The 24,004-nt window shown below is 54.9% G+C and carries 28 protein-coding genes; 5 read left to right on the forward strand and 23 right to left on the reverse strand.

The annotated features are described in order from the left end of the window. Positions 1–31: 31 nt before the first annotated feature. Positions 32–517 (reverse strand): hypothetical protein, encoded by a 486-nt coding sequence (locus EVJ34_RS07260; RefSeq protein ID WP_131485101.1) that lies wholly within the window; start codon positions 515–517, stop codon positions 32–34. Between the two features lie 156 nt (positions 518–673). Here EVJ34_RS07260 and EVJ34_RS07265 point away from each other — a divergent pair, with 156 nt between their 5' ends. After that, the gene (locus tag EVJ34_RS07265; RefSeq protein ID WP_131435339.1) at positions 674–1,171 is read left to right on the forward strand and encodes a hypothetical protein; all 498 of its coding nucleotides are present in this window, start codon (positions 674–676) and stop codon (positions 1,169–1,171) included. Between the two features lie 33 nt (positions 1,172–1,204). On the opposite strand, the gene EVJ34_RS07270 is transcribed toward EVJ34_RS07265, so the two are convergent. The 3 genes from EVJ34_RS07270 to EVJ34_RS07280 all read right to left on the reverse strand — a co-directional run bounded on the left by EVJ34_RS07270 (position 1,205) and on the right by EVJ34_RS07280 (position 3,411). Beyond that, positions 1,205–1,498: a putative quinol monooxygenase gene (locus EVJ34_RS07270; protein WP_131485102.1), complete on the reverse strand. Its 294-nt coding sequence runs from the start codon at positions 1,496–1,498 to the stop codon at positions 1,205–1,207. A gap of 2 nt (positions 1,499–1,500) precedes the next feature. Further along, positions 1,501–2,454 (reverse strand): DMT family transporter, encoded by a 954-nt coding sequence (locus tag EVJ34_RS07275; protein WP_131485103.1) that lies wholly within the window; start codon positions 2,452–2,454, stop codon positions 1,501–1,503. Between the two features lie 96 nt (positions 2,455–2,550). Beyond that, on the reverse strand, positions 2,551–3,411 hold the full coding sequence (locus EVJ34_RS07280) for a YitT family protein (protein ID WP_131435345.1): 861 nt from the start codon (positions 3,409–3,411) through the stop codon (positions 2,551–2,553). A 163-nt stretch (positions 3,412–3,574) separates the two neighbouring features. Here EVJ34_RS07280 and EVJ34_RS07285 point away from each other — a divergent pair, with 163 nt between their 5' ends. Continuing rightward, on the forward strand, positions 3,575–4,489 hold the full coding sequence (locus tag EVJ34_RS07285; RefSeq protein ID WP_201739667.1) for a YitT family protein: 915 nt from the start codon (positions 3,575–3,577) through the stop codon (positions 4,487–4,489). A gap of 31 nt (positions 4,490–4,520) precedes the next feature. On the opposite strand, the gene EVJ34_RS07290 is transcribed toward EVJ34_RS07285, so the two are convergent. The 11 genes from EVJ34_RS07290 to EVJ34_RS07340 all read right to left on the reverse strand — a co-directional run bounded on the left by EVJ34_RS07290 (position 4,521) and on the right by EVJ34_RS07340 (position 12,351). Beyond that, a complete protein-coding gene (locus EVJ34_RS07290; protein WP_131485104.1) occupies positions 4,521–5,576 on the reverse strand; it encodes a GGDEF domain-containing protein in 1,056 nt (351 codons plus the stop codon). 103 nt (positions 5,577–5,679) lie between these two features. Continuing rightward, positions 5,680–5,907: a carbon storage regulator CsrA gene (gene csrA, locus EVJ34_RS07295; RefSeq protein ID WP_021066562.1), complete on the reverse strand. Its 228-nt coding sequence runs from the start codon at positions 5,905–5,907 to the stop codon at positions 5,680–5,682. Beyond that, positions 5,907–6,344 (reverse strand): flagellar assembly protein FliW, encoded by a 438-nt coding sequence (fliW, locus tag EVJ34_RS07300; RefSeq protein ID WP_131485105.1) that lies wholly within the window; start codon positions 6,342–6,344, stop codon positions 5,907–5,909. The genes csrA and fliW overlap by 1 nt, the downstream gene beginning before the upstream one ends. A 15-nt stretch (positions 6,345–6,359) precedes the next feature. Continuing rightward, a complete protein-coding gene (locus tag EVJ34_RS07305) occupies positions 6,360–6,935 on the reverse strand; it encodes a DUF6470 family protein (RefSeq protein WP_131485106.1) in 576 nt (191 codons plus the stop codon). A gap of 3 nt (positions 6,936–6,938) precedes the next feature. After that, on the reverse strand, positions 6,939–7,868 hold the full coding sequence (gene flgL, locus EVJ34_RS07310; RefSeq protein ID WP_131485107.1) for a flagellar hook-associated protein FlgL: 930 nt from the start codon (positions 7,866–7,868) through the stop codon (positions 6,939–6,941). Between the two features lie 6 nt (positions 7,869–7,874). Next, the gene (gene flgK, locus EVJ34_RS07315) at positions 7,875–9,368 is read right to left on the reverse strand and encodes a flagellar hook-associated protein FlgK (protein WP_131485108.1); all 1,494 of its coding nucleotides are present in this window, start codon (positions 9,366–9,368) and stop codon (positions 7,875–7,877) included. 12 nt (positions 9,369–9,380) lie between these two features. Next, positions 9,381–9,737 (reverse strand): flagellar export chaperone FlgN, encoded by a 357-nt coding sequence (flgN, locus tag EVJ34_RS07320; RefSeq protein ID WP_131435357.1) that lies wholly within the window; start codon positions 9,735–9,737, stop codon positions 9,381–9,383. A gap of 112 nt (positions 9,738–9,849) precedes the next feature. Next, entirely contained in the window at positions 9,850–10,101 is a 252-nt protein-coding gene (locus EVJ34_RS07325; protein ID WP_131435359.1) for a flagellar biosynthesis anti-sigma factor FlgM, read from the reverse strand. A gap of 24 nt (positions 10,102–10,125) precedes the next feature. Continuing rightward, positions 10,126–10,509 carry a flagellar protein gene (locus tag EVJ34_RS07330; RefSeq protein ID WP_236636663.1) on the reverse strand — a complete coding sequence of 128 codons (384 nt, stop codon included), beginning with the start codon at positions 10,507–10,509 and terminating at the stop codon, positions 10,126–10,128. Positions 10,510–10,528: 19 nt separating this feature from the next. Further along, on the reverse strand, positions 10,529–11,197 hold the full coding sequence (locus EVJ34_RS07335) for a ComFC family protein (protein ID WP_131485109.1): 669 nt from the start codon (positions 11,195–11,197) through the stop codon (positions 10,529–10,531). Continuing rightward, a complete protein-coding gene (locus EVJ34_RS07340; protein ID WP_131485110.1) occupies positions 11,194–12,351 on the reverse strand; it encodes a helicase-related protein in 1,158 nt (385 codons plus the stop codon). The genes EVJ34_RS07335 and EVJ34_RS07340 overlap by 4 nt, the downstream gene beginning before the upstream one ends. A 183-nt stretch (positions 12,352–12,534) precedes the next feature. On the opposite strand from EVJ34_RS07340, the gene EVJ34_RS07345 reads away from it, so the two are divergent. Further along, positions 12,535–13,278 carry a hypothetical protein gene (locus tag EVJ34_RS07345; RefSeq protein ID WP_131485111.1) on the forward strand — a complete coding sequence of 248 codons (744 nt, stop codon included), beginning with the start codon at positions 12,535–12,537 and terminating at the stop codon, positions 13,276–13,278. Positions 13,279–13,463: 185 nt separating this feature from the next. Here the strand turns inward: EVJ34_RS07345 and treC are convergent, their stop codons facing one another. The 6 genes from treC to EVJ34_RS07375 all read right to left on the reverse strand — a co-directional run bounded on the left by treC (position 13,464) and on the right by EVJ34_RS07375 (position 20,379). Then, positions 13,464–15,098, reverse strand: a complete 1,635-nt coding sequence (gene treC, locus EVJ34_RS07350; RefSeq protein ID WP_131485112.1) for an alpha,alpha-phosphotrehalase — start codon at positions 15,096–15,098, stop codon at positions 13,464–13,466. An 86-nt stretch (positions 15,099–15,184) separates the two neighbouring features. Then, a complete protein-coding gene (gene treP, locus EVJ34_RS07355) occupies positions 15,185–16,633 on the reverse strand; it encodes a PTS system trehalose-specific EIIBC component (RefSeq protein WP_131435369.1) in 1,449 nt (482 codons plus the stop codon). 203 nt (positions 16,634–16,836) lie between these two features. Beyond that, positions 16,837–17,502, reverse strand: coding sequence for a trehalose operon repressor (gene treR / locus EVJ34_RS07360; RefSeq protein ID WP_236636674.1), 666 nt, complete (start codon positions 17,500–17,502; stop codon positions 16,837–16,839). A 91-nt stretch (positions 17,503–17,593) separates the two neighbouring features. Beyond that, entirely contained in the window at positions 17,594–18,442 is an 849-nt protein-coding gene (locus EVJ34_RS07365) for a DegV family protein (RefSeq protein WP_131485114.1), read from the reverse strand. Positions 18,443–18,536: 94 nt separating this feature from the next. Then, the gene (locus tag EVJ34_RS07370; protein WP_131435375.1) at positions 18,537–19,229 is read right to left on the reverse strand and encodes a response regulator transcription factor; all 693 of its coding nucleotides are present in this window, start codon (positions 19,227–19,229) and stop codon (positions 18,537–18,539) included. A gap of 25 nt (positions 19,230–19,254) precedes the next feature. Further along, entirely contained in the window at positions 19,255–20,379 is a 1,125-nt protein-coding gene (locus EVJ34_RS07375) for a sensor histidine kinase (protein ID WP_200881489.1), read from the reverse strand. A gap of 175 nt (positions 20,380–20,554) precedes the next feature. On the opposite strand from EVJ34_RS07375, the gene EVJ34_RS07380 reads away from it, so the two are divergent. Both EVJ34_RS07380 and EVJ34_RS07385 read left to right on the forward strand, forming a co-directional pair. Continuing rightward, positions 20,555–21,196: a YigZ family protein gene (locus EVJ34_RS07380; protein WP_131485115.1), complete on the forward strand. Its 642-nt coding sequence runs from the start codon at positions 20,555–20,557 to the stop codon at positions 21,194–21,196. A gap of 41 nt (positions 21,197–21,237) precedes the next feature. After that, the gene (locus EVJ34_RS07385; RefSeq protein WP_131485116.1) at positions 21,238–22,260 is read left to right on the forward strand and encodes an LCP family protein; all 1,023 of its coding nucleotides are present in this window, start codon (positions 21,238–21,240) and stop codon (positions 22,258–22,260) included. Between the two features lie 52 nt (positions 22,261–22,312). Here EVJ34_RS07385 and EVJ34_RS07390 read toward each other — a convergent pair whose 3' ends face one another. Next, positions 22,313–23,365: a glycosyltransferase family 4 protein gene (locus EVJ34_RS07390; RefSeq protein ID WP_131485117.1), complete on the reverse strand. Its 1,053-nt coding sequence runs from the start codon at positions 23,363–23,365 to the stop codon at positions 22,313–22,315. A 126-nt stretch (positions 23,366–23,491) separates the two neighbouring features. Further along, positions 23,492–23,905: a Rok-like winged helix domain-containing protein gene (locus EVJ34_RS07395; protein ID WP_131435382.1), complete on the reverse strand. Its 414-nt coding sequence runs from the start codon at positions 23,903–23,905 to the stop codon at positions 23,492–23,494. Between the last annotated feature and the right edge of the window lie 99 nt (positions 23,906–24,004).

Genomic DNA, 24,004 nt, shown 5'->3' on the forward strand with positions numbered 1-24,004 from the left:
CAATCGAAAAAGCCCGCCGTAGCGGGCGGACTTACAACGTCCGGAACTCGAGCTCCGGGAGCGTCTCGAGCAGCTCCGCGATCTCGTCCGTGTGTGCCTCGGCACCCGGGACGGCCTCGGTCGGTTCGACCCAGAAGAACGTCTTGTCGCTCGCGCCAAGGTAGTTGCCATAGCCGACTTCCTCTGCGAACGCCTTTTCCGATAGTTCACGGTCAATCAAGTCCAAATGGAACAACAACTGGTCGTCGCCGTCCTCGACGTTATAGTAGAGGTCGAACGTGCCGTAGCTGTTCTTGTCGCCGACATCGACGACGTCCTGCGCCTTCTCGATATAGACGTCCCCGCGCTCGATTGCCTCGACGATCTTCGACGGGAGGATGATTTCGTAACCGAGTTCACGGTCGCGGATCGTCTGCGTCGTATCGTCAGTCCGTCCCCGGGACGAGACGACACCGACCGTCGCGACAAGAGCGCCCGTCACACCGAGTGCGACGGCCCATTTCATTGTTTTGTTCATATGGATTCACTCCTCTCTAGTCTAGCCATGAGACGATTATCGCATAAAATGTCCGTAAATCATTAAATATTCTGAAAAAATGTTTAGCGATGCGTTGACGCACGTTCCGCAATCCCATACGATAAAAGTATCGTATTATAGAAAAGAGGAACCGACATGTCAAACGAACAACAATTGTCACGCGCACAGCTCGACGCGCTCTTAAAGAACGTCTTCGCCCTTCAAATCCCGGTCATCGAGAAGTTCATGACCGACTTGTTCAAAAAGTACGTCTCGACGGCGTCCACGTTCAAGCAGGACATGGACACGATGAAAGCGACGGACTGGCATAAACAGTTCTTCGGTCAGAAAGTGATGCCGCACTTGTTCATCGAGAACCTCGGCTTCGGCGCGTCGTTCCGTCACCAGGAACAAGACAAAGTCGTCAAAATCCCGGACAACATGACGGTCGTAAAACCGGACTCGGACGACCAGATCGAAGAGATTCTGCAAAACCTCGACAAGACGCTCGCGTCGATGGACGGGATCAAAAACAAAGGACTCGTCAAAAAGTTCTATAAAGAGACACTTGAACTCATCTGCCAGCTCGGTAGCCGTACCGGCATGATGGACGAGTTTTATGAGAAGGTCAAAGGTAGCTTGACGAAAGCTTGACCCTTCATCCACGTCCTCGGACGTGGATTTTTTTTAGTTTTTGCTCCTCGGCTCGAACACGGCCAAGCGTTCAATGTTGGCCAAAATCGGCTTCGCCCGCCCAATCAACGTCTGCGTCGTCTCAAGCGACAGCGACTGGTGATGCGCCTCGACACTCTCCCACACTTCATACACGACAATCGACTCGTCGTCGAGCGAGACGTTCACCCGATATGTCTCGCACGTCGGCTCTTGTTCCATCGCCGCAGCCGCCTCGAGCAAGATGGCAAGAAGCATCTCGCGCTCACCGGGGACAGCCGTCAGCTTTCCCATCAATCCATAAGACATGTTCATCCCTCCTTGTCATAACGATTCGCCGCCAGAACGACACTTTCCTTTCCATTGAACTGGCTGCGACTATGCAGCACGACCCCGACCATGACGAGCGAGATGCCGACGAGCGACAGTCCGGACGGCAGATGCGCCTGAAGGAAAATCAACTCGCCGATGAGCGCGAACAACACCTCGAGCGCCTGCGTTGCCTCCACCGTCGCCAATTTCCCCATATCGTGTTTGACGAGATCGGTCGCCTTGAAGAAGAGCACCGTCGCGACAACACCGGACAAGAGTGCGACGAGGAGCGTCTGCGTCAGTTGCGAGCCAGACGGCGCGCCCGTCATCAACCCATAACCGAACAACAAGAGCCAGACCGGGAGGGAGCCGATACACATGCCAAGGATCCGTTCGAACACGTCGAGGTCGGTGTGAGCCATCATCTTCCGGTTGCCGAGCGGATAGGCGAAGGCGGCGATCAAGACCGGCACCACCCCGACCCATAAGAAGCGCGGCTCGAAGGCGGCGAGGAACTCGACTTGCATCAAGACGACGCCGAACAAGATAATTCCAGAAAAACGTAGTGCTGTCCATGGAATCTGTTCCCGCGTGCCGTCACCCCGTCGAAAGAGCGGTGATAACAGCGCCCCGGCGATAATCGTCACTTGCCAGGTACCAGCAATGAGCCAAGGCGGGGCGACCTCGGCGGCGAGACAAATCGGGACATAAAACAAACCGAAGCCGACCGTGCCCCAGACGAGCCACGGCCCCGGCTGTTCGACGAGCGCTCGGCGTACCCGAGTCATCCCGCCCCGGACATAGACGACGAAAGCGAGGAGCGGGATCATGAACAGAAAACGGAGCGAGGCGCTATACGCCCAACTGCCCCCACCGACATGCATCGATTCGTTCAACACGAACGTGCTCGCGAAAAATAAGGCGGCGAGTACACCTAATAAAAGTGGACGCATGAATTCTCTCCTTTCCGAATCCCCATGTGTTCCCTATCCGTGACGTGTTTCCCTGCCTCAAAAAAAAATCAAGCAGCGCCGGCTGCTTGATTTGTCTCAATGGATATCGCGTTTGCGGAAATTCCCACCTTTGACCTCCGACACCTCGTACACGACGACGAACGCCTCAGGGTCGACTTGGTTGATGATTTCTTTCATCTTCCGTTCCTCGAGCCGGTTGATGACGCACGTGATTTCGAAATAGCACTCTTTCGAGTACGCTCCTTGAATCTGGTTCAGCGTCGCGCTCCGGCCAAGCCGGTCGCGAATCGTCTCGACCATGACATCGGGCGCACCCGTGATGATTTTGAACGTCTTCGCGCCGCTCAAGCCTTCCTCGACGATATGGATGACTTTCGAGGCGATGAAGTAGGCGATGGCGGACAGGACCGCCCCTTGCAGGCCGAATACCGTCGAGACGACGATGAAGACGAACGCGTTCAAGAACAGAATCAAGTCGCTCGTCCCGAACGGCAACTTCCGTGATAACAGCACGGCCAGCATGTCGATGCCGTCGAGCGCGCCCCCGTTCCGGAGCGACAGCCCCATTCCGAGTCCGAGAATGATCCCGCCGACGACGGTGACGAGGAGCGTGTCTCCATCGATGATCGTCGGGACGTGGTGCATGATCACGGTCCCGACCGAGAGCGAGGCGATGCCTGTGACCGATAGGATGGCGAAGCTCTTCCCAATCTGTTTATAGCCGAGATAGACGAATGGGATGTTCAGGATGCCGAGGAATACGCCGAGCGGGACACCGGTCAGTTGGGAGACGACGATACTGATTCCGGTAATGCCCCCGTCCGATACGCTGTTCGGGATCAGTACCGACTCGAGGCCATACGCCGCAATCATCCCGCCGATGATGTTCATGATGATTTGAAAGCCCATGAGCCAGGCTCGATTGTCACGTTTCATAAGTAACGTCCTCCTTTTTAAATCAACTTTCCTAGTCTAGCATAAAATAATAGTAAAATAGCATATACGATATTGATAAAAACTTGTGTCAGATTGTCTGCCGCTTCTGCTTCATCCTGTGTGAGGTTTGCTATACTAAAAAGAAAAAAGGGAGTGACCCCCGATGCAGCGTCCACCGATGCCTTCTCCGACACCGGAGGAAGTGCTCCGCTTGAAACGTGAACATAATCCGATCAAACCGACCGAACTCCTCGCCAAGGGGCTGCTCCTCTTGATTGGCTCGTTCATCTTTGCCATCGGGCTCGAGGCATTCCTCGTCCCGAACCAAATCATCGACGGCGGCATCGTCGGTGTCTCGATTATCACGTCGTATTTGACGGAGACGAAACTTGCCATTTGGCTCGTCCTGTTCAACTTGCCATTCATCTACTTCGGCTATCGCCAGATTGGAAAGACGTTCGCCGTCGTCACCTTGATTGCCATCATGCTCATGTCCGGCTTCACAATCTTGCTCCACACGATTGAACCGTTCACCGACGACTTGCTTCTCTCGACCGTTTTCGGCGGTTTCCTGCTCGGCGCCGGGATCGGGCTTGTCATCCGGGCCGGCGGGTCGCTCGATGGGACCGAGATTTTAGCCGTGTCGTTCACGGACCGGTTGCCGTTCTCCGTCGGCGAGATCGTCATGTTCTTCAACATCTTCATCCTTGGGACGGCGGGTTTCGTCTTCAGCTGGGACCGGGCCATGTATTCGCTCATCACCTACTTTGTCGCGTTCAAGACGATCGATATCGTCCTCGAGGGGCTCGACCAGTCGAAGGCGGCGTGGATTATTACGTCAGCACCGGACGACGTCGGCCAAGCCATCATGGACCGGCTCGGCCGCGGCGTGACGTATCTACACGGCGAAGGTGCCTACTCGGGCGATGGCAAGAAAGTCGTCTTTACCGTCATCAGTCGATTAGAAGAGACCAAACTGAAAGACATCCTCGACGACTATGACGAGAAGGCGTTCCTCGCCATCGGCAATATCCATGACGTCCGAGGCGGTCAGTTCAAAAAGAAAAATATCCACTAAAAAAATCGGCCCCATAGGACCGATTTTTTGTTTACCCGATTTTTGCTTGGTCACGCCCGCTCGTCTTAGCCTGATAAAGAGCAGCGTCGGCTCGTTCGAACACGAGCGTGCCCGGTTCGGCCCCGGCGAGCGAGGCCCCGAGTGACACCGTCATCGGGATTTCTGTCCCTTCAAACGAGAACGGGGTGTCTCGGACGACGGCGACGACTCCATCGGCAATCGTCCTCACGTCTCCGACGTCCTCGAGCACCATCAAAAACTCCTCTCCGCCGTAACGTCCGACGAATCCCCCAACCGGACAGTTCGTCCGTAACGTTTGACCGATGTGATGAAGCGCCGCATCACCGGCCCGATGTCCATATGTATCATTCAACTGTTTGAATCGATCGACGTCGATGACGAACAGCGCCCAAGGGAGACCCGACATCTCGACCTCGTTCAACCGTTCGAGCGTCATATAGCGGTTCGGGAGTCCCGTCAGTTCATCAATCGTTGCCCGTTGCGTATGGAGCCGGAACATCCGAAGATGCGTCTCAATCTGTTTCGCGACCCAATAGCACACCCAACCGCCGAGGAACGTGAGCACAAAATACGGCAAGAACACCGTCATGAACGCATGCATCGGTACGTTCCCAGCAATACGGAACAGGACGAGAACCGTCCCGAAGACGAGATAGACCGTGTACAAATGACCTCGCCGAAGCGATAGCCGACTCAGCACGAGTGCTAAGATGGGGAACAGAGCCAGCGTACCGAACGAGCTGATAACTTGGCCTGTCATCCCATCGAGAATGAAGCGACCGCCCAGCATCAGCACAATCGTAACAGCGACTCCAACCGGACCGGCATAGGCGGCCGCGAGGGCGAGCGGAATGACCCGTAAATCAATTCGAGCCGCTTCGACCATAAATGAATTGATCGTGAGTAGGATGGCAATGATTCCGTTTGAGATTCCGAACCAGACACGTACGGCGAGTGGCGAAGCCGGTTGAATCGGTAAGAGATTCCGCATCAAATAGAACGTGAGCGATACGAGTAAATAGATGATGCTGATATTAATAAAAAAGATATTGACGACTTGCCCCATGTCACCTCATCCTCTCCCGTCATTTCTTCCCACCCTATCCTATCGTAAAAAAGTGATGTATGTCACCCTTCCCAATTTTTAGGACAGCTAAAAAGCCGGAAGCTCACGCCTCCGACTTGTTTTGCATCATCTGTTTCATCAAGTTGGCACTGTCCCGGGCCGATTCGTTCTCGGCCTGCATCTGAACGTACACCTCATGACGATGGATATCGATATGGCGCGGGGCATCGATGCCAAGCTTGACCTGGTCACCTTCGATGGCGAGCACAGTGAGCGTCACATCGTCTCCGATATGAATTGCCTCACCTTGTTTTCGTTTCAATACGAGCATCAGCGCACCTCTTCTTTCTGGCCGCCGAGCGGGAACCGGGCCGGGTAGACGTCGTCCAAGATGACTTGCTTCCCACGGCGTTCTTTCGTCTCGATGACGATCGGCGCCTTCAAGTTGAGCGTCGAAGCGTCGAACGGTTCGCGGAGCGTCACGATGGCATATACCGAGACGTGCTCGGCCTCATCGATGCCCAGTTGCTCTTTCGCGCCGTCGGTCAATTCGAACGCATAGTCCGGCTTATGCCAGAACGGGTTCGTCACGACGAAAGCGCAAACCGGGTCCTCGAGCGACTGGAGCGACCAGAACGGCAGCTCGGCGCCATAAGGGATGAGGGCGAACGTCTTCGAGTCCGGGAAACCGGGAATCTCGCTGACGAATGAAATCGTTTCTTCTTCATTTACTTCAATTTTGCCAAAATAGTCTGTCTCAATGAACATGGGTTGTCCTCACTTTCAACGCGTCTCATCATACATGCCACCGACCGGCCACATCTCGAGCGACGCCTGTTGACGGAGCGAGATGTCCGTCGTCCATGGCGTGAACGAGATATCGGTCGGGGTGAGTGATACATCAATCTGTGCCGGCGTCAGGTTCCACTCGATTTTGACATCCGCCGGCGTATACGTCAACTTCACGCGGTCGAGCGACTTCGGCATGAAATCCATGTCGACGACCGGATACGGAGAGCTCGTCTTCTCGGCGGCCATCGCGGCGATCGGGTTGCCGTTCTCGATACGCATGAGCCGATCCCCATCGCGGGCTGTGCCGGACGTCGCTTCTCGCGCCGCCTGTTCTCCGAGTTGCCCGAAATGACGACCGAGCTCGAGCGCTGCCTTCAAGTTACTTTCACTGCGTGCGACCGACGAGTCGACCTCGAGCGTGCCGCCTGTCGTCTGTTGGATCATCTCGACCTTGCCTTGCGTCATCGACACGTCGGCCCGACCTTGCCTCATCTCGAGGTGAGGTCGATTCGACGAGATTTGGATCGCGGCCTGTGTCTGCCGCATCTCAAGCCGGGCGATATTCATCGCTTACCGGAGGAAGTCGAGGAGCGTCGGCTGGATGATACGGGCGCCGGCCGATAATGCGGCCCGGTGCACCGTCTCGTGAGACTTGAGCTCCATGATGACTTTTTCGATGTCGATGTCTTCGTTATCGGACATGATCGTCTTGGCGATAATCTCATGTTCTTGCAGGCGGTTGTCGACGAGTTCTAATCGGTTGGCACGGGCCCCGAGCTCGGCCCGCTCCGTGATCAAGCTTTGGGCGATGACGTCGAGGTCAGCGAGCTCGTTCGAGAGTACTTCCCCGGTCGTGTTCGGGTCGGCCAGTTTCGAGACGAGGTCGTGGAGTCCGGCGAACACGTCGCTCCCGAACACCGTCTCCGGTTGCATGTTCACTTGGACGGTGATGCCTTTCGATACTTCAAAGGCGACTTTCCCGCTTGCTGCCGGTGCCCCGTCCGGGTAAATGCTGTTGACGTCCCCGTTCGGGTCGGCAAGGAACGCCTTCAAGGCGTCCATATCGACGAGTGGCTGATCCGTCTTCGTGCCGTTGTAAATATATTTCTCGCCCGACTTCGCGTTTGCGAGCGAGCCAATGTGTTCAATCAACTGATTGACCTCACTTTGGATGATTTGACGTTGCGATGACTCGTACGTGTCGTTCGCTGCCTGCGTCGTCAGTTCGCGAATCCGTTTGACAGCTTCTGTCACTTCGTTCAAGGTCGAGTCGGTCAAGTCCATCCAGCTTGTCGCCTCGCTGACGTTGCGGCGGAACTGGTCGACCTCGCGCACCTCGGTCCGATAGCGCATGCCCTGCATGGCGACGACCGGGTCCTGTGATGCCTTCTGGATCCGCTTCCCGCTGATGAGTTGTTCTTGCACTTGGGCGAGCTTGTTATAACTGCTCGATAAGTGTTTCAAGTTTGTCTGTGTGAGCATCGTCTGTGTGACTCGCATCAAGCATTACCTCCCTACGACACCCATGCCGTTGATGATTTTGTCGAGCATCTCATCGACGGCCGTGATGTTGCGGGCCGCCGCGTTATAGGCGTGTTGATATTGAATCATCATTGTCATCTCTTCGTCGAGTGACACGGCGCTCACCGCTTGGCGGCGCTGGTCCGAGCTCGCCATGAGCGCGAACGTGCTCTTGGCGAGACGTCCGCTTTGATCGGCGGCGACGGCCATGTTCCCGATGACGTTCTGATAGTATTTACCGACCGACGTGTCTGTCTGGACCGACCCGTCAAAGCTGAGCGTGGCCGACTTCAAGTTCGCCAAAGCGAGTGCCCCGCTGCCATCCCCGATATTGCCGTCTTGTGACGCGGCAATCAAGTCGAGGTTGTTCATGACGGCGTCGCTCACTTTGATTGTCGAGGCGCTAGCCGTCCCTTCGAAGAAGTTCGCTGTCCCGGCGTTGCCTTTGGCGTCCATATTGTTGCTGTGGGCCGTGTTGAACGCTGAAGCGAACTTGCCGGCCATCTCGTCCAAATCTTTCAACATCGTCGCGTACACACCGTTCACGCTGCCTGTTTCCGCCGTGTCCGTGCCGTACATTTCGACGAGCGCTTTCCATTTTCCGTTCGGCATCGTTGCGTGCGTGAGTGCCACGTCCGCCCCGCTCGCGTCAGTCATGTCGAGACCGTCGAACGAACCGACCGTGCCATTGATTCCGTCGACGAGCTTATGGTCGACGCCATTGATGGAGACAATAATGTCGATGCGGCCTTCGGCAACTTTTTGTGAGTTCCCGCGTGACTCGCCGTTCGTATAGTCGACCGGGACGCGTGTGAAGTCCATGTATTGGGCGAGTTCGTCCATATAGCGGTCGCGCTCGTCATACAGTTCGTTCGGAAGCACGCCGAGCGGCTCTGCGTCGCCGATTTGGCGGTTGACTTGACTGATTTTTGTCATCAAGTCGTTCACTTTCTTGACGACGACGTCACCTTCTGAGGCTAGGTCAGCCTGTACTTTTTGGAGCGAGGACGACATGTAGTTGAACGTCTCCGCGAGCGTCATCGCCCGTTGGCGCACGACGCTTCGAGCGCCGGCGTCATCCGGGTTGACCGACAAGTCTTGGAGCGAGGCCCAGAACAAGTCGAGCGACTTCGCGAGGCCCGTCTCGGACGGTTCGTTGACGATGTCCTCCATCCGGCCGAACGCCGCCTCTTTCGTCGCATAGTAGGCGTTCTTCACCGACTCGTCGCGGTATTGTTGGTCAATCATCAAATCGCGGATCCGCGCGAGCGTCTCGCCGCGGACACCTGTCCCGAACTGCCCGGCCTTCGTTCCCCCGAAGTTGACGCTGAGTTGTTCGGTCATGCCGAGCGACAAGCGTTGACGCGAGTAGCCCGGGTTCGAGGCGTTGGCAACGTTATTCCCCGTCGCCTGGAGCGCCCATTGGTGCGTCGTCAAACTACGGCGCGCCGTCTCTAATCCCATAAATGTTGAGCCCATCAAACTTCCTCCTTATACATCCCGGCTGAACGAGCGCGTCTCGAGCGCCTGTTGACCGTATGTGAAATCATCTGCCTCTGGCAAAAGCATGTCCAAATGCCATTCGATATACCGGAGCGACTGTTCGAGCAAGACGGCGTTCAATTCGTTCTGCCGTTTCAGCTCGAAGACGACCGGTCGTAACGCTTCTTTCTCTTCATCGTCCAAATGATACGTTCCTTGAAGTCGTTCCGCTTCTTTTTGTTTGATTTGTCGGAGGAGCGTCGCCTCTTCCTTGACGAGCGCGCTGAAAGCGGGCATGTCGCCGTTGACGAGCAATCGTTCTTTTTCGTAAGCGAGTTCGAGCAAGCGTGTATGTAATGTGAGCATAAGTCTCTCCTTTGTCCAAAAAAAGAGCCGACTAAAGAAAGGGTGTCCCTTGTTTAGTCAGCTTCCGTGCCATCATATTTATGCGAAGGTCTCCCTCGGACCTCGCTTTCATTCATCCTTGTAGAAAGCGTTTGGCGATCTCGCGCGCGTCCCGTGTATACGTCCCGGCGTTAATCTCCGCCTTCAAGGCATTGATTTTCTCCAGGCGCTCCGGGTGTTTCACCGGTTCTTCAAACCGGGCGCGGGCTTCGGCCGATATCGATAGTTGGTCCGTTTGGCGTGTCAGCTCGGGCTTCGTCTCAGGTTGCGTTTTCTTCTCATAAGTGTTCGGTAAGTGTACCCACTTTGCAGAATCGATGCGCATACGTGTCCCCCCTCTTCTCAGTTGTTAGTCCAAACGATAAGCGCGAACGCTTTGTTTCGTGGCGGTGGCTTGTAGCCCTTTCAGTTCTTGCTGCATGTCGGTCTGACAACCCGCGCATACCTTTCCTTGGTTCGTCGGATTGCCGCAACGGATGCAGGCGATGTTCAGTGACGGGTTGTCCTTGATGATCAGGCGTCCTTCATGGATGTATCGCGTGATATCAAGTTCGGAGACGTTCGTCGCTTCGACGAGAGCCCCGATGGTCGTCTGTTTGTTAGTGGGTTCGCGGATGAAGTCCCGGACTTTCAAAAAGTTTTGGAAATCGACTTCCGCACAGGATGGGCAGTAAGGCGAGCGGCTTTGTTTCATGAACAGCCGACCGCACGTTTGACAAGTTGTTGCTTCCACAGTCATTCACCTCTGCCCTTTATATCGGACGCATTTTTGATTTGTTTAGCGTCCGGAACAGGCAAACGGCAGAAACTTGTTCCACCCCGGCCCGGCGCAAGATGAGTGCTGCTTGATGTAACGTCGTCCCGGTCGTATAGACATCGTCGACGAGGACCATTTTGCCATAGCGTGGCAACTGCTGTACAGCGAACGGATTCGTACGGTGCCGCCTTTCTTCTTTCCCAAATTCACGCTGACTTGAAACCTCGGCTTTCACGAGCACTTGTTTCGTCGGCCCGATCATCCGGGCGAGCACCTCGGACTGATTGAAACGCCGCGTCCGCAACCGCTCCTCGCTGAGAGGGATCGGCACGTAGACGACACCTGGTTCTCGTAACTGTCGGAGTACCGAGCGCATCTGGTTGGCCAGGACGACGTCACCGCCGAACTTGTAGCGATGGAGCCAGTTCGCACCCGCCTCGTCATATGCATATAGCGAGTGGACGGTCAAATCGAGACCGAGGGCAAGCCAACGGACGCAATCGTCGCATGTCGCTTCGTCCTCGGTCGGATGACCGCAACGCGGGCAACCCGCGACGAGCGGCGTCAACCTCCCTTCACAGTCCGGGCAAACCCAGTCTCGTTTCAGGAGTGTCGCCGGGCTCCAGGGAATGATGAACGGTTTTCGGCAGACGAGACAGTTCATCGTCGGTTCGCCTCCTGGATTGCCCGAATGGCCTGGTCTTGTCGGAACGTGCGCTCTTGATAGAAGAAGACGACGTCCCCGGTCGGCGCGACCGGTTTGCGTCCAGCCCGTCCGGCCATCTGAATGAGGGCGCGGGACGAGAACAAGGCATGGCTGCTGTCAAGGACGGCGACGTGCACCCCGGTCACCGTCATGCCTCGTTCCCAAATCGACGTCGCGAGCACGATCCCATCTGTCTGCGCCAGCCATTCGAGCGTGTCCGTCCGCTCATTGGTATCTGCCGAGACGGCCTTAAAGGTGAGACCGTTCGTTTCAAGCAGTTCTCCGTAGCGGACGAGGTCCGGTTTCGTCGGCACGAACAGCAAACGTGGGGACCCCTCGTATTGCCGACAGAAGTCCAGGATGGCTTGCCCCGTCTCACGCACGAGTCGCGGCACTGGTAAATCGTGGCCGTGATAGCGCCGGGACAGATGAACGGTCGGGAACCGGCGTTGCCAGACGGTCGGCGTCGCCGTCACGAACAAGAATAGGCCTTTGCCGGCCCGGCGGAGCGTCCACCAGAGCACGAGGTCGAAGGCGAACGGGAACGCGTCAGACTCATCGACGAGGACGTAATCGAACACATGTCGTAAATTCATGAGGAGCGGGGCCGTCGCGACGGTGATCATCCCGATCGTGTCTTTGTCCCCGCCCCCGTAGCGCCGGGTGACCGGGATAGAGAAGGCGGCCTCGAGCCGGTCAGTCCATTCGATGGCGACGTCACGGCGCGGCGAGACGATGAGGACACGCTTCCCTTCATTGACGACGCGCGCGATGACCGGGAACGTCATCTCTGTCTTCCCGGCACCGCAGACGGCGTAAACGAGTCCGCTCGTCCGTGCTTCCCACCAATCGAGCAGTTGCCGGCTCACACGTCTTTGATCGGCCGACAGTTCGAACGGCATAACGAGTTCCGTCGATTCGACCGGTGTCGTGACATCTTCTTCCTGAAGACGGTCACATTGACAGACACGACCGAGATGGAGGCAATTCCGGCAATAGCGGCACGCACCGTGGTGGCATGTGAATGAACGCGTGTCCGCACTTAGACAGCGCTGGCAGACGCCGAAGCGGATGGCAGGAGTTCCATTTGGTGACACGATGAGTTGGCCCATAAGATCAGTCCTTTTTCTATTGACGCTAGCATATTACCATCACATCTACATGTCATGTTCGTTGATGGAACAGCGACGGATAACGATGGGATGTCCACTCATATCATGCTGTAGACCGAGGTGAAAGTTGAAACGATTGACTATACTGAAAATAGACCATTTATTGGAAACGAGGAGAAAATCATGTTCAAACGACCCATCCACAACATCTTGACCGGTTTAGGTATGCTCGGGGTCTTCTGCTTCGGATGGTGGTGCTGGTATGTCTTTGACGGGAGCGACAAAGCGGAGCAACGCGCAATCGAAGCAGCAGAGGAGTATGTTCACGTCACGTATCCGGACTTGTCGCTTCACGTAGCGGACGTCATGTACTTATCGCTATACGACCCAAAATATTATGTGACGATGACTTCTCGTACAAGCACCGATACCGAGTTCGTGATACGAATCACCCGAAGCGGAAAAGTCGTCGATGACAGCTATGAAGAAGATGTCGTGTCAAAGGAACACACACACCAACGCATCAGTGACGCTTATAACGCTGCTGTTCAACAGTTCATCGCACCAAGCTTTTCAGACCGCATCGATTTCATGGCTGAGCTCCCTCGTTCAACATGGAGCGACGATGTGGAACTAGGGGTTGATACGAATGACTTGCAAATCGATCAACCCGTCGACGTCGAGTTTTATGGGGCGCGCTACGGTCTCCTCTTCCTCCATGCGGAAGATCAATCCTATACCTTTGAAGAAGTGATGCGTTTACTGCGTGACGTGAAACGTGTCGCTGACGAGAACAGTGTTCCCTTCCATGCCATCACGCTGCAAATCACGGTAGATGGCATCGAACGTTATGCGGAAGGGATTCAATATAGCGACCTCGACTCCCCTCATCTTTTAGCACGCCTAAAGCAACGTTTGAACGACTAAAAAGGTTCCTCCAACGACCCGGAGGAACCTTTTCTCTCACCCACCTTAGACGTTGATGTAGAGTAAATCCTATCCACATGTTCCTCGACAGGCTCGAGGGACACCTCTATTGGAACAATCCTCATTTTGAGAGTCCCTCATTCGGCAACTAAAAGGAGGCGCCCGCATGGAACGCCTCCTGACACTCAATGTTGTTTGTAGAACATGATCGCCTCGTACGCCCGGAGCGACAGCGTCGTCCCGTCGAGCTGCGGCACGTCATAATTGTGGCTGACGACCTCGGCCTGTGTGAAACCTGCTGGGATCTCATACGTCGTCTCCGGTCCGTAGAAGTTCGCGATGACGAGCACTTCCTCGTCTGCCGTCTTCCGCGTGTACGCCCAGACGTCGAGTGCGTCCGGTGTGAGTAGCGTGTAGTCCCCGTCCGTCAAGACGTCGAGCTCTTTCCGGAGCGAGATCAAGTTCTTGTAGTGGTAGAACACCGAGTTCGGGTCGTCGAGCGCCGTCTCGACGTTCACGTCAAGATAGTTGGATGCCACGTTGATCCACGGGGTCCCGCTCGTGAAGCCGGCGTGCGGCGTCGCGTCCCACTGCATCGGTGTCCGCGAGTTGTCGCGCGACTTCTGTTTGATGGCGGCCATCATGTCCTCATGCGACACACCCTGTTCACGCTTCAAGTTATAGGCGTTGAGCGTCTCGATGTCACGATACTCGTCGAGCGAGTCGAAGCCCGGGTTCGTCATCCCAATCTCCTCGCCCTGATAAATGTATGGCGTCCCTTGGAGGCCATGGAGCACGGTCGCGAGCATCTTCGCGCTCTCGACGCGGTGGTCGGTGTCGTTGCCGAAGCGGCTGACGACGCGCGGCTGGTCGTGGTTGCACCAGAAGATGGCGTTCCAGCCTTTGCCGTGCATCCCTTCCTGCCACGTCGACATGATGTCTTTCAGTTGCACGAAGTCGAACGGGGCGGCGACGAACTTCTCGCCGTTCGGGTAGTCGACTTTCAAGTGATGGAAGCTGAACGTCATGCTGAGCTCGCGCTCGTCCGGGCTCGAGTAACGGACGCAGTGGTCGAGCGTCGTCGACGACATCTCGCCAACCGTGATGACATCGTGGCCGTCGAACACCTCACGGTTCATCTCTTTCAAGTATTCATGGATGCGCGGTCCATCCGTGTAGAACTTGCGGCCGTCCGAGTCGTCCTCCGGGAAGTCTTGCTGTTTCGAGATCAAGTTGATGACGTCAAGGCGGAACCCTTTGATGCCCTTGTCGCGCCAGAAGCGCATCATCTCATAGACGTCCTCGCGCATCTGCTCGTTCTCCCAGTTGAGGTCGGCCTGAGTCACGTCGAACAAGTGGAGATAATATTGGCCGCTCTTCTCGTCATACTTCCAGGCGTTGCCCCCGAACTTCGACTCCCAGTTCGTCGGTTCGTCGCGCCAGATGTAGTAGTCGCGATAGCGTTCGTCGCCGGCGAGCGATTTTTGGAACCACTCATGCTCGGTCGACGAATGGTTGACGACGATGTCCATCATGAGGCCGATGCCGCGCGCCTCGGCCTCACGGACGAGCTCATCGAGGTCGTCCATCGTCCCATATGATGGGTCGATTGCGTAATAGTCGCTGACATCGTAGCCGTTATCATTTTGTGGTGACTTGTACACCGGCGTTATCCAAATGTATTCGATGCCGAGCTCGGCCAAATAATCGAGTTTGGCCGTCACGCCTTTGATGGAGCCGGTGGCATTGCCTTCTGGGCTATAGAAGCTTTTCGGATAAATTTGATAAACGACAGATTTGCGCCAGTTTGATGGTGTCATAGGTGTAATCTCCTTTTGTAAGAGTTTTCATTTGTACAGGAAAAGGGGAAGAACCTCCGTCCCTCCCCTTGTCAGTGATCTTCTTATTAAGCGACTTTGTTTTCTTCGATTTCGCCTTTCTTCATATAGCGTTTCGACAAGACGAACGTCAAGACGAATGGAACGACGATCGCGATGACCATCCCGACGATGAAGAGCAAAATCTTATCGGTGAAGATGGAGAGGAATCCAGGTAGTCCCCCGACCCCGATCCCGATCGCTTGGACATCGTTCAAGGTGATGAAGACGGCCGCAATCGCCGACCCAATCATTGCCGAGTAGAATGGGAACTTGTTGGGCAAGTTCACCCCGAACATGGCCGGCTCGGTAATCCCGAAGTAAGCCGAGATGGCTGATGTCGACGCCATACTCTTTTGTTTCGCGTTGTGCTTATAGACGAAGAACATGGCAAGCGCAGCCGAACCTTGAGCGATGTTCGACAAGGCGAGCATCGGCCAGATGAACGTACCGCCCGTTTCCGCGATGAGCTGAAGGTCGATCGCGATGAACAAGTGGTGCATCCCCGTGACAACGAGCGGTGCGTAGAACAATCCGAACAAGAGCGCACCGACGACCGGGACGACTTCGAACACGTTGACGAGGCTCGTCGCGATGACGTTCCCGATTCCACGTGTGACCGGTCCGACGATCGCGAGCGCGAGGAAACCGGTGACGACGATCGTTGTGATCGGCACGACGAGCAATTGAATCGCGTTTGGTACATGTTTTTTCAAGAAGATTTCAATATGGCTCAAAATGAAGGCCGCGGCCAAAATCGGCAAGATTTGACCTTGATAGCCGACTTTCTCGATTTCGAACAAACCGAGAATGTTGAACGTCGGGACGTCGCCTTCAAGCGCCGCTTGCCCATAACCCCAGGCGTTCAAGAGATCCGGGTGGACGAGCAAGAGACCCATGACAATCCCGAGCACTTCGCTGCCGCCGAACCGTTTCGTCGCCGACCAACCGACGAGCGCCGGGAGGAAGACGAACGCCGTGTTCGCCATCATGTTGATGAGGTCCCAAAGTCCTTGCAGATTCGGGTACGCCTCAATCAGCGTCGCACCCTCAACGAACAGCCCTTCCGACGCGAGCAAGTTGTTAATCCCCATCAAAAGACCGGCGACGATGATGGCCGGGATGATTGGCATGAACACGTCCGAGAACACTTTAACGAGTTTTTGCATCGGGTTCATCTTTTTGCCGCCTGCCGATTTGACCTCGGCGACCGTCGCCGCTTCGAGCCCGGCGAGTTTGATAAACTCGGCGTAGACGCGTTCGACGTCCCCTGCACCGATGACGACTTGATACACACCCGAGTTTTCGAATGCCCCTTTGACGAGGTCGGCTTCTTTCACTTTTGCTTCATTGACGAGCGACTGGTCCTTCAACGAAAGACGGAGCCGCGTGACACAGTGTGCCGCTTTGTCGACGTTATCCTTGCCTCCGATGGCTTCAAGGATATCTGCGGCGATTTGACGATAATCTGCCTTCATATTTGTTGGCCTCCTTTGTTTGAAAGCGTTTGTTGAAAACGGTTACTTATGAGTACAAACAAAGTTTAACTTATATAGATAAGTTCTGTCAACAACTTATCTATATAAGTTATTCGTGGCGATTTTGTGACAGGCGTTCACTATTTTTGTTCCCTCTTGTCCCGATTCAAAACGAAAAAAAGACCCCTTCCGAAGAAGGGGTGCTAGCGGCGCGCCACGTCGCTGAACTGGAACTTGTCGAGTCGGTGGCGGGACTCTGTATATTCAAACTGTTTTCCTTCGTAAAGGAACGTATCGTTCGTAATGACGATGACGTACTCGTAATCGTGAAGGTCAAGACGTAACCGATCAAGCTCGGTCACGTCCTCGGCCGCGATCTTCCGTTTGGCGTAACTGATCTGGAGACCGAGCTCATGTTCGACATACCCATAGATCGAGCGGGCCGCAATCTCTTTCGTTAATCCCGGAACGAGGTCTTTGACGAAATAGTTCACGTCTAAGATCACATCCTCCCCGTCGAAGTTCCGGACCCGTTCGACCCGATACATCCGTGTCCCAGGGTCAAGGTTCATCCGGTCGGCGAGCCAAGTCGGCGCCTCAATCTCCTCGAACGAGGCGACCGACGTCTGAATCGAGCGGCCGAGCAAGGAAGCGTATACTTCGGAGAAGCTGACGATGCCGTTGAACTGGAACTCGATTTGATCGCGCTGAAGCACGAAGACGCCTTTCCCATGATGTTTCCGAACGTAACCGTGCTCTTGGAGCAGGTCGAGCGCTTTACGGACGGTGCCTCGGCTCGCCTCATACTCTTGCATGAGCTCGGTCTCGGACGGCAGCTTCGACTCCGCCGCATACTCACCGGTCTTCATACGCTCAGCGAGGCGCTCGTAGATTTGACGATATTTGGCCACAGGCTCACTCCTCTCTATCGAAAAAGACGACCGAATGGCCGTCTTTTGTTTACCACTCGCGACGATACCACGTGATACCGATCGCACCAGGTCCAAGGTGTGTCCCGATGACCGGTCCAAAATGACCGCCCGTGACATGGGCCTGTGGGAACTTCTGCTTCATCGATGCGATTTCCTCGGCCTGACGGTCCGGGCAGTTGGCGTGGATGATGCCGATACAATAACCTGCACCATCGCCCTCGATCGACTGCTCCATCATCTCTTCGATGCGGCGGACCGCCTTCTTGTATGTCCGGATCTTTTCGAACGGGACGATCAACCGGTCTTGGAAATGAAGCACCGGTTTGATTTGAAGGAACGATCCGACCAGCGCCTGCGCCGCGCTAAGTCGTCCGCCTCGTTGGAGGTGGTCGAGGTCATCGACAACGAAGTACGCCCGAATCAACTCGCGTACCTTTTCAAGGTGAGCCATAATTTCTTGCGCCGATGCGCCCGCGTCACGCAAGTGAATGGCCTCTTCGACGAGAAACGACTGAGGCATGCACGAAATCTCTGAGTCGAACGCGTGGACGTTGATGTCGACCATGCCGTTCAGGGCGATCATCGATTGATACGTACCGCTGATCCCGCTTGAGAGTGTGATGGCGATGACGTCCGTCACGTCTTCCGGAAGCCGTTCAATCATTTCGATTGTTTCCCCGATGCTCGGTTGGGAAGTCGTCGGCAAGTTCCCTGCCTCAATCCGGTCATAAAACGCTTCGGTCGTGATATCGACGTCTTCGCGGAACGACTCCCCGTCAAAAATCACGCTGAGCGGGGCGACGTGGACGTCGTGCTGCTCACAAAATTCGGCCGGCAAATAGGCGGTACTGTCGGTCAAAATGGCTATGTTTCCCATGCTATATCCTCACTTTACATCGTTTCGTTTTCCAATTGAATGTGGATTCCATTCCATATTGTAGCATAAAAACGATGCATTGCCTCAATCGAGGTCAAATCTCAACCCATCCACGGCGAATGGCGTCGACGACGGCTTGCGTCCGGTCGTTCACTTCCATTTTGCGGAGTACCGAAGAGACGTGATTTTTGACCGTCTTCTCGCTGATAAAGAGCATGTCGCTGATGTCGCGGTTTGAACGACCTTCGGCGAGCAAATGCAACACTTCGACTTCACGGCGCGACAACAATTGGTACACCGGGTCATCGGTCCGATTCTCAACGTTGCGAACAGCTTGTTCGCCTTTGAATTGGAGCAAACGACGGTACTCTTTCAAGACGTTCGTCGTCACTTTCGGATGCAGATAAGCCCCGTCTTTTGCGACCGAACGGACGGCCGAGATGAGTTCGGTCGATGCCACTTCTTTGAGCAGGAAGCCAGAGGCGCCCGCTTCGAGCGCATGCGTGATATACGACTCGTCGTCGTGAATCGACAGGATGAGGACACGCGTGTCCGGTGATAGCACCGACAATTGCTTCGTCGCCTCGATCCCGTTCAGTTCCGGCATATTGATGTCGAGAATCAAAATCTCCGGCTTGTGGTCGGCTGCGATTCGAATCGCCTCAGTGCCGGTCCGCCCTTCGGCGACGACCGTGAATTCATCCTCTAAGTCAAAAATCCGTTTCAAACCCTCTCGAAACAGCTCATGGTCATCCACGATTGCGATGCGCGTTTGTAATTGTTCCATCTGGATACTCCCCCTTGTTCTTGTCTTACGTGATCGGAATCGACATCCGGACGACCGTCCCTTTGCCGACTTCCGAATCAATGGTCATGCTCCCGTTCACCAACTCGATCCGTTCCCGCATCCCAACAATCCCGAATGACTCTTCGCCAATCGTACTCGGCACGAAGCCGACACCATGATCCCGTACATGAATATGTATCGCGTCATGCGCTTGCTCGACGTTGACGATGATTTCCGCCGTCTTCGAGTGTTTGATTGCGTTTTGGACGGCTTCTTGGACAAGCCGGAATACGTTGATTTCCAACTTCTCAGGCAATCTGGCCCGAGACCCCCGGTAGTTGAGCCGTGTTTTGATGGTCGTATATTCCTCTGTCTGATGAAGGTAACGTTCGAGCGTCGGCAAGAAGCCGAGGTCGTCAAGCGACATCGGACGAAGATCATAGATGAGTCGTCGGACGTCGACGAGCGCACCGCGGATGAGACGTTTGAGTTCGTGGAGTTCGGCGAACGCCTCGTCTTTCCCACGCTTATCGAACGTCTTCTCAATCAAATCGGCTCGAATCAAAATATGTGCAAGCGATTGCGCCGGTCCGTCGTGCATCTCACGAGCGAGGTGGCGCCGTTCACGTTCGGCCGCCTCAAAGACACTGATCGCCATCTCTTGCTTCTTCATCATGTCGGAGTACTCTTGTTGCAGGTCGTCCCGAAGGAAGTTCAGCACGACGGAGACGCGGCTGACAAGTTTGTCAGCCCGTTCGATCGTGTCCTCGAGGACGAGCAGACGGCGCTCGAGGTCGTTACGACGCTGTTGGCCGGCCATCTCTTCTTTTTGGATGAGAAAGCGCTCGAGTTGCATTTGGTTGGCGCGTTCGTACGCCTCCCGGATCTCTTGCTCGCTATGTATATGAAACTTCTTGCTCACTTGGACGAGTTTGTTCTTCGCCGCTTTCACGAGCAGGTCGAGACGTTCCGACTCCTCGATATAAAACTCGATCTTTTGCGTCAACTCTTTCAGTTCGTTTTGAATCAACGAATACTCGTTGGCCGAACTCTCGGTAATCCGGACGATCTCCTCTTTACTTTCCGTCACCGTATCAATCATATTTGTTATGATATGTTCTAAAGCTGTACGATCGGTAATATGATTCACGATGCCATCCCCTAATAATTCGGTAGTAAGTCTTCATCTATTCTTATTATCGACTGCGGAACGTTCGTTTACAGTAAAAAAACGGAGGCTCTCCTACCCATTCGCCGCATCAGGCGTTGACGCCTACTTGAATTTTAAAAAAAATATTCAAAAATAGAAAGGAGAATTTTCAGAAATGTCTGCTGAACAAAATTATACTATAAAACAAGACGGAGAATACGAGGTCGTCATTCAAAAGTCAAAATTTATCGCCCACTTCAAACGGGTCACGTCCGAGGAAGACGCGCAGACGTTCATCCAAGCCATCAAGAAAGCGCATTGGAGCGCCAATCACAACTGTTCGGCCTATATCATCGGTGCACGGAACGAGTTCCAAAAAGCGAATGATGACGGTGAACCGAGCGGGACGGCCGGGCTACCGATGCTCGAGGTGCTTCGAAAACGCGAATTGAAAGACACGGTCGTCGTCGTCACCCGCTACTTCGGCGGAATCAAGCTCGGTGGTGGCGGACTGATTCGCGCTTACGGCGGCACGGTGAGCGAAGGGCTCGACGCGGTCGGCATCGTCGAACGTATCGCGATGCAACGGTTGACGCTCACGGTCGATTACGGTTGGATCGGCAAGGTCGAGAACGAGCTCCGCCAATCGTCGTACCTCTTAGACGACATCGTCTACGCCGACACCGTCACGTTCCACATCTCGGTGCCGGTCGAAGAGACCGAGGCCGCGATGGCCTGGCTCGTCGATTTGACGAACGGCCAAGGAGGACTCGAGACCCAGGACCAACGCATCATCGAACGTGATTTTGTGCGGTAGGTCACGTATACTGAAGGAAACAAATGAAATGAGGAGACGACATGGAACAAGACTCCCGCAAGAAACGTCCCGTGTGGAAAATCGTCCTGCTCGTACTCGGCCTCGTCCTACTCGTCGGCGGATCGGCCTTCGGCTACTTCGTCTTCAAGGCGAACGAGACGGCGGAGAACACGAACAGCGAGTTGACACGCGGCGACAAGTCAGACCGTCGGGAAGAGACGGTCGACCTGACGAAGGATCACTTCTCCGTCCTACTCGCCGGCGTCGATGGCGGCGCCTCGCTCGAAGAAGGACGGACCGACTCGCTCATGGTGGCGACGTTCAACAAGGAATCGCGCCAAGTGACGCTCGTCAGCATCCCGCGTGACTCGTACGTCGACATCGTCACGGAGGGCAGTGAGTTCAAGGACAAGATCAACCATGCGTATGCGTACGGTGGCATCGACACGACGATCGCGACGGTCGAGAAGCTGTTCGACATCCCGATCGACTACTACGCGACAATCAACTTTGATGGCATCGAAGATCTCGTCGACGCTGTCGGCGGCGTCGAGGTCGACGTTCTCATCCCAATCTCAGGCCGGGCGACCGGTAACGTCGAACTTGCACCAGGCGTCCAGACGCTAGATGGCAAGGAAGCGCTCGCTTACGCGCGTATGCGAAAAGACGACCCTGAGGGCGATGTCGGACGCGCGAAACGTCAACAGCAAGTGCTCGAAGCCATCATCAACGAGGCAACGACAATCAATTCGTTCACTAAGCTCAACCGGATTATGAATGCGGTCGGCAATAACATCCGAACGAATATGTCCTTGTCCGAGGCGTCACAGCTCCAGCCGTACACGAAGTCACTCCGCTCATTCAATCAAGAAACGCTAGCGGGCGGCGACTTGACGCTCGGCGGTGTGTACTACTATGAACTTGATCCGGCTGACTTGAGCGAGAAACGCTCGCTCCTGAAGAGCGAACTCGGCTTGCCGGTGACGGCGGAAGATACCGCACCAGAGACGAACGACGGGTTGACGGATACCGACGACGGTCTCAGCGAGACGACGACGTACTGACTACAAAAAACGACCGAGGACTCGTGTCCCCGGTCGTTTTTTTATGGTCTGATCATGCCTTCGGCCGGCCAAGTAGACGCCGCGACGTATGAATGATCGGCTTGTAGTTCGGGTGGATTAGTTCGGTCGATTCGACGATCAGCTCGATGACGATGAGCACGATGACGAACGTGATGACCGCACCGAGCATCGTCGTCTTCGCGAACAGAATCGAGGCGATGCCGAAGAAGAACGTCATCCCGTACATGAGCAACACAGCTTGTCGCGTCGTGAAGCCCATATCAATCAACTGGTGATGCATATGCGACTTATCAGGCGACATCGGCGGACGCCCTTGGACGAGCCGGCGGACAATCGCGAAAATCGTGTCCGAAATCGGCAGTCCGAGCAAGAGGACCGGCACGACGAGCGAGAACAACGTCACGTTCTTGAACCCAATCAGCGAGAACACGGCGAGCATATAGCCGAGGAAGAGCGCACCGGTGTCCCCCATGAAAATCTTCGCTGGATAGAAGTTATGGACGAGAAAACCGAGCGTGCTCGCGAGGAGCAACAAGGCCATCATCGTCAAATAGACGTTCCCTTGGATGATGGCGAGCAAGGCGATCGTTCCGAGTGCGATGCTCGAGACACCTGCGGCGAGACCATCGAGCCCATCGATCAGGTTGATCGCGTTCGTGATTCCAATCAGCCAAAGCACCGTCACCGGGATACTCCACGACCCAAGATACAATTGCTGATCGAACGGAAGGTTGATCAACTCGATACGCATACCAGAGTTCAAGACGACGACCGTTGCGATCATCTGTCCCATTAGCTTGACGCGGGCCGTCAGTTGGAACCGGTCATCGATGAGGCCCGTCAAGAGGATGACGACCGCCCCGATCAAGATGGCATCGTTATATCGGCTCGTCGGCAGCAACAAGGCATAACCAATGAAAAAGGCGATGAAGATGGCGAGGCCGCCAATCCGTGGCATCGTCCGTAAATGTACTTTTCGAGCGTTCGGGTGATCGACCGCTCCGATCAGAAAAGCCAATCGGCGAACGAGCGGCGTGATCAAGATGGCCATCACAAAACTGACCAACATGGCAATCCATAACATGGGCCAACGTTCCTCTCTCATAAAAAAATAGACTCTGGCGAATTATAGCATATTTCCCTTGAGGCGAGACGTATCAGAAATGTTACAACCAAAAAAACCCGACAAGCTCGTCTCGTCGGGTCACATTCAGGCGTGGGCCGGGTGCGTCGTCATGTCATCCGTGGCCTCGTATGTATACAAGCCGCGGCCAATTTTTTTAATATCAGGATTGACTGACTCGATTTTCACCATCAATTGATAGATGTTGCTAATATGATGCCGATAGCGCAATTCGAGTTCCATCTGGATGTCCCGCACGCTCATCGTCTTCCGCTCCTTCAACAGGTCTGTCACTTGATGGACGTAGACTTCGAGCGGATAGCGTTGATTGACACGACGTGGGCGAAGCCGTTTTGCCGGGTCGAGGAGAGGGTCCTCTACGTGTTTATTTCGGTTTAGCTCTGATATTAAATATTCCGCGCGGCGTTGCAACTGACGATATGATTCTTCAATCTCCATCAGTTCTCGATAAATAGTTTCATTGACGTTCGTTGATTCCATGAACGACTCCTCCTCTGTACATAATTGATGTCCCCCATCACCCAATTTCATCAATTATTCCCAGTTATTACTTGTTCCCACATAAAAGTGTAACGGTTT

This window comes from Exiguobacterium sp. SL-9 (assembly GCF_004336985.1).
GTDB lineage: Bacteria > Bacillota > Bacilli > Exiguobacteriales > Exiguobacteriaceae > Exiguobacterium.

Coding starts and splice junctions, on each gene's coding strand:
- EVJ34_RS07285 (WP_201739667.1), top strand. CDS start 3,575: ATGCAGCGTCCACCGATGCCTTCTCCGACACCGGAGGAAGTGCTCCGC.
- EVJ34_RS07345 (WP_131485111.1), top strand. CDS start 12,535: ATGTTCAAACGACCCATCCACAACATCTTGACCGGTTTAGGTATGCTC.
- EVJ34_RS07275 (WP_131485103.1), bottom strand. CDS start 2,454: ATGCGTCCACTTTTATTAGGTGTACTCGCCGCCTTATTTTTCGCGAGC.
- treR (WP_236636674.1), bottom strand. CDS start 17,502: ATGAAGACCGGTGAGTATGCGGCGGAGTCGAAGCTGCCGTCCGAGACC.
- flgK (WP_131485108.1), bottom strand. CDS start 9,368: ATGGGCTCAACATTTATGGGATTAGAGACGGCGCGCCGTAGTTTGACG.
- fliW (WP_131485105.1), bottom strand. CDS start 6,344: ATGTTCATTGAGACAGACTATTTTGGCAAAATTGAAGTAAATGAAGAA.
- EVJ34_RS07280 (WP_131435345.1), bottom strand. CDS start 3,411: ATGAAACGTGACAATCGAGCCTGGCTCATGGGCTTTCAAATCATCATG.
- treP (WP_131435369.1), bottom strand. CDS start 16,633: ATGAAGGCAGATTATCGTCAAATCGCCGCAGATATCCTTGAAGCCATC.
- EVJ34_RS07265 (WP_131435339.1), top strand. CDS start 674: ATGTCAAACGAACAACAATTGTCACGCGCACAGCTCGACGCGCTCTTA.
- EVJ34_RS07260 (WP_131485101.1), bottom strand. CDS start 517: ATGAACAAAACAATGAAATGGGCCGTCGCACTCGGTGTGACGGGCGCT.
- EVJ34_RS07390 (WP_131485117.1), bottom strand. CDS start 23,365: ATGTTATGGATTGCCATGTTGGTCAGTTTTGTGATGGCCATCTTGATC.
- EVJ34_RS07395 (WP_131435382.1), bottom strand. CDS start 23,905: ATGGAATCAACGAACGTCAATGAAACTATTTATCGAGAACTGATGGAG.
- EVJ34_RS07305 (WP_131485106.1), bottom strand. CDS start 6,935: ATGAATATCGCCCGGCTTGAGATGCGGCAGACACAGGCCGCGATCCAA.
- EVJ34_RS07335 (WP_131485109.1), bottom strand. CDS start 11,197: ATGAACTGTCTCGTCTGCCGAAAACCGTTCATCATTCCCTGGAGCCCG.
- EVJ34_RS07325 (WP_131435359.1), bottom strand. CDS start 10,101: ATGCGCATCGATTCTGCAAAGTGGGTACACTTACCGAACACTTATGAG.
- flgN (WP_131435357.1), bottom strand. CDS start 9,737: ATGCTCACATTACATACACGCTTGCTCGAACTCGCTTACGAAAAAGAA.
- EVJ34_RS07340 (WP_131485110.1), bottom strand. CDS start 12,351: ATGGGCCAACTCATCGTGTCACCAAATGGAACTCCTGCCATCCGCTTC.
- EVJ34_RS07380 (WP_131485115.1), top strand. CDS start 20,555: ATGTCTGCTGAACAAAATTATACTATAAAACAAGACGGAGAATACGAG.
- EVJ34_RS07270 (WP_131485102.1), bottom strand. CDS start 1,498: ATGTCTTATGGATTGATGGGAAAGCTGACGGCTGTCCCCGGTGAGCGC.
- flgL (WP_131485107.1), bottom strand. CDS start 7,868: ATGCGAGTCACACAGACGATGCTCACACAGACAAACTTGAAACACTTA.
- EVJ34_RS07370 (WP_131435375.1), bottom strand. CDS start 19,229: ATGGAACAATTACAAACGCGCATCGCAATCGTGGATGACCATGAGCTG.
- EVJ34_RS07365 (WP_131485114.1), bottom strand. CDS start 18,442: ATGGGAAACATAGCCATTTTGACCGACAGTACCGCCTATTTGCCGGCC.
- EVJ34_RS07290 (WP_131485104.1), bottom strand. CDS start 5,576: ATGGGGCAAGTCGTCAATATCTTTTTTATTAATATCAGCATCATCTAT.
- EVJ34_RS07385 (WP_131485116.1), top strand. CDS start 21,238: ATGGAACAAGACTCCCGCAAGAAACGTCCCGTGTGGAAAATCGTCCTG.
- csrA (WP_021066562.1), bottom strand. CDS start 5,907: ATGCTCGTATTGAAACGAAAACAAGGTGAGGCAATTCATATCGGAGAC.
- treC (WP_131485112.1), bottom strand. CDS start 15,098: ATGACACCATCAAACTGGCGCAAATCTGTCGTTTATCAAATTTATCCG.